The sequence below is a fragment of the Sphingobacterium sp. IITKGP-BTPF85 genome, from assembly GCF_001006065.1.
Classification (GTDB): domain Bacteria; phylum Bacteroidota; class Bacteroidia; order Sphingobacteriales; family Sphingobacteriaceae; genus Sphingobacterium; species Sphingobacterium anhuiense.
This window is the reverse complement of record NZ_ASZT02000137.1, coordinates 1-14270: the sequence shown is the minus strand read 5'-3', so window position 1 is coordinate 14270 and position 14270 is coordinate 1. Positions and strand designations below refer to the sequence as shown.

The window sequence follows — 14270 nt, the reverse complement described above, 5'->3', positions numbered from 1 at the left end:
CCAAACACTCGTTTATGCCAACTTTCTCCAAAAGGAATCTGCCATTTATCAGTTAAAGACGCTAAAGAGGTGATCGTATTATCAAAGACAACAGTTGTGTCGTCAATCTGACCATCTTTTACTAAATTTTCAAATTCAGATCTGGATGCAGCATGCAACTGACCTTCCTTTTTAAAAGCAACGTTCATACGATCAAAAAGCTGAATATCAAAATCTGCTTCTAGTGTCTTCAAAAAGCGGACGGAACTGTCAATTGAACAACCAGATGCTGCAGCAATCTGCTCATCCACGGATAGCACAATAAACAAGTTATACCTAACCTCCGCCTGAGCAGATAAAGGTTCTCCATGCACTTTCCAGCCTGCGGCAAAATCTGCCAACCTGTTTTGAATCAATAACGCTTCATCATCAGTAAAGAAACGATTTGATTGATATACCCACGCACTTGTCATAACTTTTGAATTAATTAGTGAACATAATATGGTGAAATCATCAAATATACAATAACACCCGTTACCGCTACATATAACCACATCGGGTAAGTAATACGTGCTATTTTTTTATGTCTTTCATACGACCCGGCAATACCTCTTACATAAGTAATTAGTACAAAAGGGATAATAATAACAGACAATACTATATGTGTTATTAATATAAAATAGTATATCGGACGTAATATGCCCTCTCCACCGTATGGTGTAGAGTTAGCGGTCATATGATAAGCTACATACATTGCTAGGAACGCAACAGAACAACATACACAAAGTTTAATTAATCTTTCATGTAATTTACGATTACCTTTTTTAATCGCTAGGACTGCCCAGAACAATAATATCGCAGTGATACCATTGATCGTTGCATATATAGGAGGCAAAAATCCCAAAGGTTCTACATCATACCCTAATTTGCGTAAATTAACGCCAAACAAAGCCGCCACTACAAGTGGAATAACAACTGATAAAACGATGATCCACTTGTTATATTTCTTCTCTTCTGCTGTTTGTCCCATTTTATTTAGTTTCAATCTTTGGAGGATGATTTCTTATTTCCTCCACAACCAATAATTTAACCTCATCACTTAAGCGTTCCGCTTCTTTTTTCATCGTGATATCATAAAATCCTCTGATTCTACGTTTCGTATCAATCAAAACATAAGATGACCCCACAACAAAAGGATTATTTTTATCTGCTGTAGCTAAAGCATCTTGCAGTAAACCATCTTTTGCAAATTTAAAGATATCCGAACTCGGCTTACTTACAAAGTACCATCTTTTATCTGAGGGATCGATATTCTTAATGTAATTTTTTAATACATCGGGTGTATCATAAGTCGTGTCGACAGAAACAGAATAGAACTTAATCATCTTATTATGTCTAAACTCTCCAGATATCTTATTCAGGCTATTAATCATTGTTGTCGAAAACGACTTATCTCTCGAATAAAAAAGATGTACAACAGTAATAGCGCTATCCTTACCAAACAGATCAACGGGTTTGCCATCGTAGTTGATAAATGACATATTTGGAACCTCATGATAGATTGTATCCATGATATCTCGGCCCCATTTACGATGAGTAGTACCTGGAACTTCTTTTTGACCGAATATTGGCAAAGTAGAATACGAATTCGCCATCCCAGTTCTATTCAGCACTACATACAAAAATCCTGGCAATAATAATATTATTGCAGGATCATGATAGTTTGAATACCTTTATTTTTACCAGTATTTTTACCCATTTATTCTATTTATTTTCCCACAACTGGTGAGGATGCAAATCATTCAATAAGAAGTTACCTTCAGTTAGCATTAAAATGATAAAATAAATAATGAAGATAAATACAATACTTACAGTAACGATGAAACTGGATTTCTCAAATTTCAAGTGCATAAAGTAAGCGACAATATAGTAAGCTTTTACTAATGTTAATACAATATAGATGGTATTAACTAAAGCACCTTTTGCTAAGATTTGCCAATGATGAACAAATCCCAATGCAATTAAGAATTCGACAGCAGTTAATGCTAAAAGGACGAAGAAAATTCTCCAAATGCCTTTTTTATCCATTCCTTCTCCGTGTCCGTGCTCCTCATGAGCAATATTATCGTGATGTTGTGACATAGCTTTTCTAAAATTAAAAACTTATAATTATACTAAATAGAAGAATGTAAATACAAACACCCAAACTAAATCCACAAAGTGCCAGTATAAACCTACTTTTTCAATCATTAAATACGAACCGCGATTCTCGAATGTGTTATTCAAAGTCATGCACAGGACGATAATATTTAAGATAATACCTACAGTAACGTGAAAACCGTGAAAACCTGTGATCGTAAAGAACAGATTGGCAAACTGCAACGCTGAAGTATAGGAGATATCATGTGTAAAATACGGTTGCAAAGCATCTTTAATAGCATCACCCTCTAAACCTGTTGCCGGGTTTTGACCAAACCAGAAACCAGCATGGTGTAAGTGAGTCCACTCGATCGCTTGACAGCCTACGAAAGCAATACCACCAAGTATTGTCCATAACATCCATTTTACTACTTCATTTTTAGAGTTACGATGCCCTGCTTCTACAGCTAAAACCATAGTCACAGAAGACATAATCAAAATAAAAGTCATAATACCAACGAACACTAAAGGTTGTCCGTGTTCTGCAATACCTGGTATAGATTGGAAAATCTTATCCGCATCTGGCCATGTACTATGTGCAAATCGTTGCGTTCCGTAATAAACCAAAAACGCAGAAAATGTAAAGGCATCCCCAACTAAGAAAAACCACATCATGATTTTTCCGTATTCCAAATTCCAAGGTGATTTTCCACCATTCCATGGACCGGTTTTTACCTTATCCAATTGTGATACAGTTGTACTCATTGTTTACTATTATTGATTCAAAAGTAAGAAAACATATATATAAATCCACAAAAGATCGAGAAAATGCCAAAAAATAGTGGCTAAATTCATGCGGAATTGATTGCCGTCTGGAGGAAGTGGTTTAAATACTCCCACTAAAGCGGTAATCAACACGATCACTCCCGCAATAATATGTGCTAAGTGCATTCCTGTAAAAACATAAACAAAAGACTGTGACGCATTGTTATTCACAAAATAAACGCCTCTTTCTGTTAATATTTCCCACGAATAAACCTGTAGCGCAAAAAATATAATTCCCAAAATTAAGGTAGCAAAAAGCAACGCTTTCTGTCTAGCCAAATTACCTACCTGCGCTGCCTTATAAGCAAAATGCATGGTAACACTACTTAAAACAATTGCCATCGTACTATAGATAAAAGTATCTGGTAATAATGTTTTAAGTCCTTTATCAACACCACTTGCTGTATAGACAATAAAACCGCTGGACAATGCTGCGAACATCATAAACATACCCAGCATCCCCAACCATAGGGTAAATTTTTGAGCCTTACGCGATACTAACTTCTCGTCAGTTTGTTGTACTCCTTGATTTAACATTATTTCAAAGGTATAAAGTCAAATAATAACACTAATTGCGTAATAGGCAGATAAAAAAATGAGGTAAACATCACTTTTCTCGCCGAAGCAATATCCTGATTCTTAAAAAGCTGAAAGCCATAATAAGCAAAGAACACACCCCCTATCGCAGAAACAGCTGTAAAGATCCAGCCTCCGAAACCATAATACATGGGAAGAAATGCTGCTGGTATCATGATCAATGCTGAAAGAAAGACCATAAAAGCAGAAATCTTATCACGCTTGGTCGTTGGCAATAACCTAAAACCCGCCTGTTTATAATCATCATCAATCACCCATGCTAGAGACCAGAAATGTGGGAATTGCCACAAAAACTGAATTCCAAACAAAATAAATGGAATCATAATGATTGCACTTTCATTCGTTTGACTGTAGATTGCTAAATCATCTTGACTAAATGCAGCAAAATAACCAATCAAAGGTGGCAATGCACCAGGAAAAGCTCCTACAAATACAGCAATCGGTGATTTCCTTTTTAATGGCGTATACACAAATGCATATAACAATATGGAAAACACCGATAATAATCCCGCAACAAAATTCAAACGTACCAAAACCAAAGTTCCCAAGATTCCCATAAATAAACTTAGAATCAAGGCCTGACCAGTTGTCATTCTTCCTGAAGGAAGGGGACGGTCAGCAGTACGGGTCATTAACTTGTCTAGATCTTTTTCGATAATCTCATTGAAACCATTCGCTGCACCTGTCACTAGGAAACCTCCTAATGTCAATAGCAACCAATTGATCCACAAAATATCCCCTCCAAGTTGCTTTGCTCCGATCAAAAAAGAGATGGATGCCGAAAAAACAACCGTTAATGTCAGTCTTAACTTAACTAATTTCTTGAAATCAGAAATAAATTCTTTCATAGCGACAAATGTCCTCTTTTTAATTGTTTGTACAAAGTAAAAACTAAATTACCTTATACATCCATTTCATTCATTCAATTAACGTTGCGATTTTCCTAACAACAACATCAAATAATATTGACATCCAAATAAAAGACTGCCAATGACCAAATGAGTTGTCTGTGCGAATGCAGGAACAGCAAATCTTGCCAGGACAATACCCGATAACATCTGAATACCTACTAAAATAAAGAGTAGCGTACCAAATCTTGCTTGAACTGTACTACTACTAAACTTTGTACGCACTAAAAAGAACAATACAATTACTAAAATCAAAGAACTATATGCTAGCCAACGATGTATTTCAAAATGTTGGCCAATATTTTGTATAAAATCTTCTCTAGGCATACCGGAAGCTGTCAACATATCAACAATTTCCCGTACTTCTGTTCCGAAGACAACCTGCACTAACATCAACACTAAAGAGATGATGGCAAGCATTTTTAATCCACTGGAATCTCGGTTAATCAGGATTGACTTATCCCGTAATGTTGTTGCTTTAAAGTAGGTATAGATGGAGATTGCTACAATAACCAATGCAAGAAGCATGTGTACTGTAATCACCCAAGGTGTTAAATTAGTTGAAACAACTATCGAACCCAACCAAGCTTGAACGACAACAACAAAAACATTAACCACCGACCAAATAAAAATTGATCGTTTCGATTTAATATAGGTAAAAGAATAGATGGCTGTAAACAATAAACAAAAGCCAGCAACAACACCAACTAAACGATTGGCATATTCTGTCCATGTTTTTGCTACATTAAACTCCTCATGTTCAAGAATACTTTTGTCATGACGAATTTTAGTTGCCAAATCACGATAGCCAAAGAATTCAATCATCTTGGCAAATCGCTCATTTTTCTTAGCTCTACCTGTTATATAATGTTCTTCATAACCAACCGGCAACTGTGATACATCCGTAGGAGGAATAATCCGATTAAAGCATTTAGGCCAATCGGGACATCCCATTCCGGACCCCGTACTACGTACAACACCTCCAGCTACAATCACTAAAAACAAAACAACTATTGTAATGAAATTGGATCGAATAAAACGCTTTTCAGCAGCTGGAAACATATCTTTTACCTTTTTGGTTATCAATAATATTTAGAGTAAGTCATTTCGCACAACTTACTCTAAATATCGTTTTTAATTATTTTTTATTTTGAGCATCCCATTCTGTCTGGATACGCTCAGCTTCTTCATTACCTTCGAAATCATGAAGGAAATTAGAGCTCATTGTTTCTGAGAAAGGTACAGTCTGAGGAATAAAATCTTCATCATGTCCTGGCTTACTGTAATCATACGGCCAACGGTGTACTGTTGGGATCTCTCCTGGCCAGTTACCATGGATATGTTCTACTGGAGTAGTCCACTCTAATGTATTGGACTTCCAAGGATTCTGAGGAGCTCTTTCTCCAAAGAAAATGGAGTAGAAGAAGTTGAACAAGAAAGCTACTTGACCTAAACCTGCAACAATAGCAGCCCAAGTAATTAACATGTTAACTGAAACCCATTTCTCCATGAAGGCAAACTCTGTAAATGCATAGTAACGACGTGGAACCCCATCTATACCCATAAAGTGCATTGGGAAAAATACCAAGTAAGCACCGATAAATGTCATCCAGAAGTGTAAGTAACCCAATTTAGTGTTCATCATACGACCAAACATTTTAGGGAACCAGTGGTAAACACCACATAGCATACCGAAGATCGAAGCAGATCCCATTACCAAGTGGAAGTGGGCTACAACAAAGTAAGTATCGTGCAAGTTGATATCTAATGCTGCATTACCTAAGAATAATCCTGTAAGACCACCTGAGATAAAGAAAGATACTAAACCAATAGCAAACATCATCGCTGGAGTGAAGCGGATGTTACCTCTCCATAATGTCGCCATGTAGTTAAATGCTTTTACCGCAGAAGGAACTGCAATGATTAATGTTGTGATCATAAATACACCTCCTAAGAAAGGATTCATACCTGTCACAAACATATGGTGACCCCAAACGATAAATGATAAAACTGTAATACCAATTAACGAGTAAACCATGGCATGGTAACCAAAGATCGGTTTACGAGAGTTTGTTGAGATAACCTCCGAAGTAAGACCCAATGCAGGCATTACAACGATATAAACTTCCGGGTGACCTAAGAACCAGAATAAGTGTTGGAACAAAATTGGAGATCCACCTTCATTAGGTAAAATCTGGCCTTGAACAACTAAATCTGATAAATAGAAAGAAGTACCGAATGAACGGTCAAAAATCAATAGAACAACTGCTGATACTAATACTGGGAAAGATAACATACCTACGATGCAGTTAAGAAGAAAGCCCAGATTGTTAAAGGCATTTTCCAAAGATCCATACCTTTAGTACGCATGTTTAAGATTGTACTTACGTAGTTAATACCACCGATCAACTGTGAAGCTACGAAAAGAACCATACTTACCAACCATAAAGTCATACCTGTAGCAGACCCTGCAATTGCTGTAGGTACTGCAGATAGCGGTGGATAAATTGTCCAACCAGCTGAAGCAGGTCCACTTTCAACAAAGAAAGAAGCAATCATGATAACTGAAGCTACGAAGAACATCCAGTAAGACAACATATTCATCAAAGGAGACGCCATATCGCGTGCACCAATTTGATAAGGGATCAGTAAATTACTAAAAGTACCCGATAGACCCGCTGTTAAAACGAAGAATACCATAATGGTACCGTGTATGGTTACCAAAGAAAGGAAAAAATCAGGGGCAATACGACCACCTTCAGCCCATTTACCTAAGAATACTTCCAAAATTGGAAATTCTTTATCCGGCCACGCAAGTTGGATACGGAATAAGATGGATAAGATCATAGCAAATACCGCCATGAAAATACCCGTGATCAAAAATTGCTTAGCAATCATCTTGTGGTCACCACTGAAGATATACTTCGAGATGAATGACTCTTGATGATGTCCGTGCGAATCGTGATGCTCAGCGCTATGCGAAATAACTGTACTTGACATATTCGTTTTTAAAATTCAATTATTCTAATTAATTTAATGAGGCAGTAACGTTTACGCTATCTTTTAACTGAGGTGTTTTTACTTCTTTAGCGGCAAACTCCTTCTGTAAATCCTCAGTAAAATATTTATTTTGCGTCGCTAACCACGTTTTATATTCCGCTTCACTAACAACTATTACTTTTTTCTGCATATTATAGTGACCTTGACCACATATCTTGTTACATAACATAACAAAATCGTATTTAGGGTCATTCATACGCTCACGCATTTCTTCAGTAGTCACAGTAGGTGTAAACTGGAAGTAATTCGTCATACCCGGTACAGCATTGATCTGAACGCGGAAATCAGGAATGTAGAATGAGTGAATAATATCTTTTGAAATGATGTGGAAACGTACAGACTTATTAACCGGAATCACGATATCAGCACCTTGAATATCATCCCATGAAGTTTTATCATTGAAATCGATACCGTAAGGATTAGTCGGAGTCGTTAATTTATAATTGCGTTTTCCTATCTGACCATCTAAACCTGGGTAACGCACATGCCAAGCAAATTGCTCACCCAATACTTCAATCTGAAGAGCAGATTTCTGCAAATCTTCTGGCACATTTGTAATTGATCTCCATGTAAAGAAACCAAATAATACCAATACCGTCAAAACAACAGCTGGAACAATTGTCCAGATTTTTTCAATTGTATTGTTATGTGGTAAATAGTAAGCTTTACCATTTTTCTTCATTCTATAAATGAACGTAAACGTCAATAATAAAATGTGTGTAATGATCAATACAAAGGTTGTAATAACTGTTGTAATGATAAACATGGTATCAATCTTCGTACCATGCTCTGTTACAGCATCTCTCCAAGACATACCACCGTAGTGAGAGAATGAATAATACACACCTCCTAAGAAAACAAATAGGAAGATGAATAATAACCATGCCTGGAAACTATTTGATGCTAAAGGATTATGCTTTCTGTTCATCTTATTTGTTAACTCATAGATTGAGATAACTTTACCAATAACAGCAACAACTGTACAGATAACTAAGAATAATAAAACATAATAAATGAAGTTTTTATAGACTTGAGGGTCTATCTTCTTCTCTACCTCCGCAGCTTTGGCGTCAACTTTTGTTGTAGACGTACCTGCTGACGCAGCAACTTCTGCTTTTGCAGTTGTAGCCGAATCGACAACATTTGCTCCAGCAGCTGTTGCATTAGTTGCAACAGCTTCCGTAGCTTTAGTCGTATCTACCACTACAGAATCTTGGCTTGCAAAAGATGGGACTGCGAATAACAACCCGATTGCAAGGACCAAACCTGAGATGGATTTGAATCTATTATTTAATTTAAAGCTCATTTCTTTATAACGATTTTACGTAATATCCCTTTAAAAGCGAAACTATATTTGGTGATGTAAACTCTCATCCAAGAACGGATGATTTTTAGCTACTAAGCTTTGTTTACTCAATTTACTCATTACTAAGAATGTAAATAAACCTACAAATCCAAGTGCTGTACCGATTTCTACAATACCAAACCCACGGTGAGATTCAACTGTACCAGGCATAATCATGATATAGTAATCTAACCAGTGACCTGCAAGTAATAAAATCGCAACGAATAACATGGCATTTTTCTTACGTTTTGCATCACGATCAACTAAAAGCAATAAAGGAGCTAAAAAGTTAATAACAATGTTTAACCAGAACCATGGTTTATATTCTGGCTCCCAACGTTTGTAAAAATATACAGTTTCCTCAGGCATGTTAGCATACCAGATTAAGATAAACTGTGCAAACCATACATAAGTCCAGAAGATAGAAAAACCAAAGATCAATTTACCTAGATCATGTAAATGATTTTCATTTACCCAGTTCATGTAACCTGCTTTTTGTAATACAATTAGAATAATTGTAATCACACAAAGACCACTAACCCACATTGCTGCAAAGTTATACCAGCCAAACATCGTAGAAAACCAATGTGCTTCTAATGACATGATGGTATCAAATGACCAAATTGGAGTTGTAAAACCAAAAATAACTAAAAATATAGCTGATAATTTAAAGCTCTTTTTATAAGAATTTAAACCACCTTCTAAATCTTCTTTATAAGACAATTTCGCTAAGATAATGGCAAAAATACTATAAAGTCCCATAAAAATTACCTGGCGACTTAAAAAACCTGAAAAATTCAAATACCATGACTTTCCAGCGATGATACTATCATAAGCAGGGCTATTCGGATCTGTAAGACCTTCTGCATACCAGTGATGGTATAGATTGTGAGTGCTTAATCCCAATGCAACAATCACTAATAAAATGATTGACGCAATAGGCAAAATACCTGCCATAGCCTGAGGTATACGGATGATACCAGCTGACCAAGCAGATTGTGTTACATATTGTAATGCCAGGAAAAAAGCTCCAGCAGCACATACACATGTAAAATAATAACCCATCAATAATAAGTTAGCATAAGTACGCTCTACTAGAATATGATCGCCCATAAGCATTCCGTAGGCTACTGCAGCTATACCAACAACGATTGCGATGATACTGAATGTTTTTGCTTTACCAGCAAACTCGAATCGCTCGTTGAAATTATAATCGTGATGATGATTGTGAGTTCCCATTTATTTATCTGATGTTAGATTATTTCTTTTGTAATTCATGAACGTACATAACAACTTCCCAACGTTCTTCAGGAGACAACTGCGATGCATGCGATCCCATTGAGTTGTGACCGTAATAAATCGTATGGTAAATCTTACCATCTGTCAAATCAGCCATCATACCGCCACGAGAAGAATTTGCAGCATCCGTTTTATGATAAGACGGTGGATTAGGGAAATTCTCAAGCTTACGTGTGCCTCTAGAATCTGTAATTTCACGGTCTTTTGTAATAGAACCATCACCTTTACCTTCTGGTCCGTGACAAACAGCACAGTAAGTAGTAAACAAAGCCTGGCCTTTTTCAAGTCTAGCTTGTGTTAACTCAAAAGGGTTAGTAACTTCACGTCCTGCGCGTTCGTAATCTTCCAAAGTGTTAGCATATTCAAATCTGGTAAAACCGATCGGATCTGTACCTTTTGGAGGTGTTTGTGCAGTTTGCTTGTTTTTAAAATTCTCGTTTGGTTGATCTGGATTGAAAGCAATCGGATCGTACATGTTGCGAGAAAACTCCCAACCTGTACTACGAGTAGTCTTGTCACCACAAGAAGAAACGACTGCTGTCAACGACAGAGCTGCACATACTGTAACTAGTAAATTCTTCTTATTCATAACTAACATATTTTCTATCATTGTACTTAACTTCTACAGCACCGGCCTCTTTCAATAAAGAATCGATCAAAGCATGGTCTGTGTTCTCACGAGCATCTATAGCGATAACGAAACGATCATCTGTAGCTCTTAAATCCATTACGCGAGGTGTACGTCCCGGGAATAAATGATTGCGATAAAAGAAAGTTGCAACCATACCCAAGGCACAGATTAAAATAGTAACCTCAAATGTTACTGGAACAAAGTTCGGGATAGCGAATGATGGTTTACCGCCGATATTCATTGGCCAGTCGTGTACCATTGTATAGTACAATAAACTGAATCCTAATGTTGTTCCTAGTGCTCCAAAGCAAAATGCTGCAATAGGCAAACGCGAAGGTTTAACGCCCAATTTATCTTCAATACCGTGAATTGGCATTGGAGTAAAGCAATCATAGATGCTTACATTATTTTTCTGCAATTTGTCGATCCCATGCATCATTTCATCCGGATCAGCAAAACTACCTAATATATATTTTGTATTGCCCATTGCTATTATTTTAACTCTTTAATTTCTTGTTCTGTTACCGAATCATATTTACCTAAAGAATCTCTAAAGTATTCCACTTGTTCAGCTGGGAATGCGCCTTCTTTAACCAATTTCGTTTTTTGTTGTAAACTAGAGCTTTTCAGCAATAATTTAACCTCTGCAATCGCGATACCTGGTAAGAAACGTAAGAACAATAAGAACAATGTAAAGAATAAGCCGATCGATCCAACGAAAATACCAACATCTGTCCAAGTTGGGTAAAACATAGCCCAAGATGAAGGTAAATAATCACGGTGTAATGAAGTCACGATAATTACGAAACGTTCAAACCACATACCGATGTTTACCACGATTGATAAGATCCATGAAATAGGAATACTTGTACGGATTTTCTTAAACCAGAATAATTGTGGAGAAATTACGTTACAAGTCATCATTGACCAGTAAGCCCAAGCATAAGGACCAAACATACGGTTTTGGAAAGCGTACATTTCGTACTCCGATTGTGAATACATCGCGATGAATAACTCTGTTAAATATGCAATACCAACGATAGAACCTGTCGTCATGATAATTTTATTCATGGCTTCAATGTGGAACATCGTGATATAATTCTCAAAATTCATTACTTTACGTAAGATCAACAATAAAGTCTGCACCATTGCAAAACCTGAGAAGATCGCACCAGCAACGAAGTATGGAGGGAAAATTGTTGTATGCCATCCTGGGATAACAGAAGTTGCAAAGTCAAAAGATACAATCGTGTGTACCGAAAGTACCAATGGAGTTGAGATACCTGCCAAGATAATTGACACAATCTCAAAACGTTGCCAAGTTTTTACTGATCCGTTCCAACCGAAAGACAATACAGAATAAATCTTTTGTCTTAAACCAGTAGCACGGTCACGAATAGTCGCGATATCCGGTAATAAACCACAGTACCAGAATACTAAGGATACTGTGAAGTATGTAGAGATCGCAAATGCATCCCATACTAATGGTGAGTTAAAGTTAACCCATAAAGATCCGAACTGGTTTGGCAAAGGGAAAATCCAGTATGCTAACCAAGGACGCCCCATGTGAGCTACAACATACGTTGCGGCACAGATAACGGCGAAGATCGTCATCGCCTCTGCCGAACGGTTGATGGAGTTACGCCAGTTCTGGCGGAAAATTAATAATACGGCCGAAATTAACGTACCTGCGTGACCGATACCTACCCACCATACAAAGTCGGTGATATCCCAAGCCCAGCCTACAGTTTTGTTCAGACCCCAAGCGCCGATACCTGTCCAAAAGGTATAACTAACGCTGACTACCCATAATAAAGCACCTAATACGGCTACAGTGAATCCGATCCACCATGCTTTATTCGGTTTATTTTCAACCGGTAGTAAGATATCATCCGTAATTTTAGCATACGTAATGTCCTTACCGGTCATTAATGGTTCTCTTAATATTGATTCGTTATGCGATGACATAGTATTTTTATTTCAAATAATGAACAAGATTACGCCTCAAAAGTGTTTCTAACTTTTGTCATATAACCGATACCCGGCTGTACATTGATTTCCTCAAGTACGTAATAAACACGCTCATTGCGTAATGCTTTAGATACTTCTGATTCTGGATCATTAGCATCACCAAAGATAATCGCATTTGCAGAACATGCTTGTTGACACGCCATTTGGATATCGCCGTCTTTTACTTTACGGTTCTCCATTTTCGCATGTAATTTACCAGCTTGGATACGTTGGATACACATCGAACATTTCTCCATAACCCCACGTGAACGTGTCGTTACATCTGGATTCAATACCAATTGTGTAAACTCATTATTCAAGTAGTTGTCAAAACGTGAATCATTCCAGTAGTTAAACCAGTTAAAACGACGTACTTTATATGGACAGTTATTCGCACAGTAACGTGTTCCGAAACATCTGTTGTAAGCCATATGGTTCAAACCTTCTGATGAGTGAACAGTAGCTAATACTGGACATACTGTCTCACATGGTGCATGTGCACAATGCTGACATAACATCGGTTGGTGAACAACGGTTACATTTTCGAAACTATTCAGTTTTTCAATATCCGCTTCTTTTGTATATTCATTACCATCTTCTTCGATAGTGTAGTAACGGTCAATACGTAACCAGTGCATCTCACGACGACGGCGAACCTCATCACGACCTACAACAGGGATATTGTTTTCTACGTTACAAGCAACGATACAAGAACCACAACCTGTACATGCATTCAAATCGATTGCCATCACCCATTTGTGACCTGGTTGCTCATACTTGTTCCACAAATCATACGTTTTGTGTTTATCTGTAAAGCGGCCTGACTCTGAGTTAGGATCTTTTAAATATTTAGCGAAAGTAGTTTCACGAATGATGTTACGACCTTCGATTGTGTGGTGTGTTTGTGTTTGCGCTAATTGATAAATCGTATTCGCTTTAGCGATAGTTGCTTTAGCTACAAACTGAATTGTACCATTAACTAAGCTTGCAAAAGGGTAAGCATTTTTACCTACATTATTACCAGCCTTACCAACTTTAGTACGTCCGTAACCAATAGCTACTGAAACAGTACCCAAAGCTTGTCCCGGTTGTTGAACAACTGGTAACTCAACTTTGTAACCATTAGCTTCAACAGTAACTGTTGCATCTTCACCCAATCCTAATTTCTCAGCATCTTTAGGGTTAATAGCAGCATAGTTGTCCCAAGTTACTTTTGAAACCGGATCAGGAACTTCTTGTAAGTAGGCATTATTTGCATATCTACCGTCACGTAAAGCACTTGATTCATACAATTTCAATTCGAACTCACCAACTACTGTTTTAGCAGCTGCTATAGCAGCACTAGCAGCAGCCTCTACATTACCAGCGAATGAATAAGAAGCTGCAGTTTTTGCACCTTTATATTCAAATCCTGTTTGCAAAACGCTATTCCAGTTCTTTGTACTTCCAGCTAAAATAGTTGAAGTCCAAAGGTTTT

The 14270-nt window shown here is 37.2% G+C and carries 14 protein-coding genes and 1 pseudogene; all 15 read right to left on the bottom strand.

Annotated features, from left to right (window positions below; all coding sequences use genetic code 11):
• A partial coding sequence (locus L950_RS20260; protein WP_021189367.1) for a hypothetical protein occupies positions 1-452 on the bottom strand: 452 nt, incomplete at its 3' end.
• 14 nt (positions 453-466) lie between these two features.
• Positions 467-1009: a DUF420 domain-containing protein gene (locus L950_RS20255; protein WP_031287902.1), complete on the bottom strand. Its 543-nt coding sequence runs from the start codon at positions 1007-1009 to the stop codon at positions 467-469.
• A 1-nt stretch (position 1010) separates the two neighbouring features.
• Positions 1011-1634 (bottom strand): SCO family protein, encoded by a 624-nt coding sequence (locus L950_RS20250; protein WP_021189365.1) that lies wholly within the window; start codon positions 1632-1634, stop codon positions 1011-1013.
• Between the two features lie 109 nt (positions 1635-1743).
• Positions 1744-2121, bottom strand: a complete 378-nt coding sequence (locus L950_RS20245; protein ID WP_021189364.1) for a cytochrome C oxidase subunit IV family protein — start codon at positions 2119-2121, stop codon at positions 1744-1746.
• Between the two features lie 27 nt (positions 2122-2148).
• Positions 2149-2883, bottom strand: a complete 735-nt coding sequence (locus L950_RS20240; protein WP_021189363.1) for a cytochrome c oxidase subunit 3 — start codon at positions 2881-2883, stop codon at positions 2149-2151.
• A gap of 9 nt (positions 2884-2892) precedes the next feature.
• Positions 2893-3480: a heme-copper oxidase subunit III gene (locus L950_RS20235; protein WP_021189362.1), complete on the bottom strand. Its 588-nt coding sequence runs from the start codon at positions 3478-3480 to the stop codon at positions 2893-2895.
• Positions 3480-4388: a heme o synthase gene (gene cyoE, locus L950_RS20230; protein WP_021189361.1), complete on the bottom strand. Its 909-nt coding sequence runs from the start codon at positions 4386-4388 to the stop codon at positions 3480-3482. The genes L950_RS20235 and cyoE overlap by 1 nt, the downstream gene beginning before the upstream one ends.
• Positions 4389-4466: 78 nt before the next feature.
• Entirely contained in the window at positions 4467-5510 is a 1044-nt protein-coding gene (locus L950_RS20225; RefSeq protein WP_031287899.1) for a COX15/CtaA family protein, read from the bottom strand.
• Between the two features lie 76 nt (positions 5511-5586).
• A pseudogene (locus tag L950_RS20220) lies at positions 5587-7283 on the bottom strand (cbb3-type cytochrome c oxidase subunit I).
• A gap of 193 nt (positions 7284-7476) precedes the next feature.
• Positions 7477-8814 (bottom strand): cytochrome c oxidase subunit II, encoded by a 1338-nt coding sequence (locus tag L950_RS20215; protein ID WP_021189359.1) that lies wholly within the window; start codon positions 8812-8814, stop codon positions 7477-7479.
• Positions 8815-8856: 42 nt separating this feature from the next.
• A complete protein-coding gene (locus L950_RS20210; protein ID WP_021189358.1) occupies positions 8857-10092 on the bottom strand; it encodes a hypothetical protein in 1236 nt (411 codons plus the stop codon).
• Positions 10093-10111: 19 nt separating this feature from the next.
• Entirely contained in the window at positions 10112-10750 is a 639-nt protein-coding gene (locus L950_RS20205; protein WP_380918722.1) for a c-type cytochrome, read from the bottom strand.
• Positions 10734-11270 (bottom strand): DUF3341 domain-containing protein, encoded by a 537-nt coding sequence (locus L950_RS20200; RefSeq protein ID WP_021189356.1) that lies wholly within the window; start codon positions 11268-11270, stop codon positions 10734-10736. The genes L950_RS20205 and L950_RS20200 overlap by 17 nt, the downstream gene beginning before the upstream one ends.
• Before the next feature lie 5 nt (positions 11271-11275).
• Positions 11276-12751: an NrfD/PsrC family molybdoenzyme membrane anchor subunit gene (nrfD, locus tag L950_RS20195; protein WP_021189355.1), complete on the bottom strand. Its 1476-nt coding sequence runs from the start codon at positions 12749-12751 to the stop codon at positions 11276-11278.
• Between the two features lie 29 nt (positions 12752-12780).
• Positions 12781-14270 (bottom strand): 4Fe-4S dicluster domain-containing protein (locus tag L950_RS20190; protein ID WP_021189354.1); only part of this gene is annotated, 1490 nt, incomplete at its 5' end.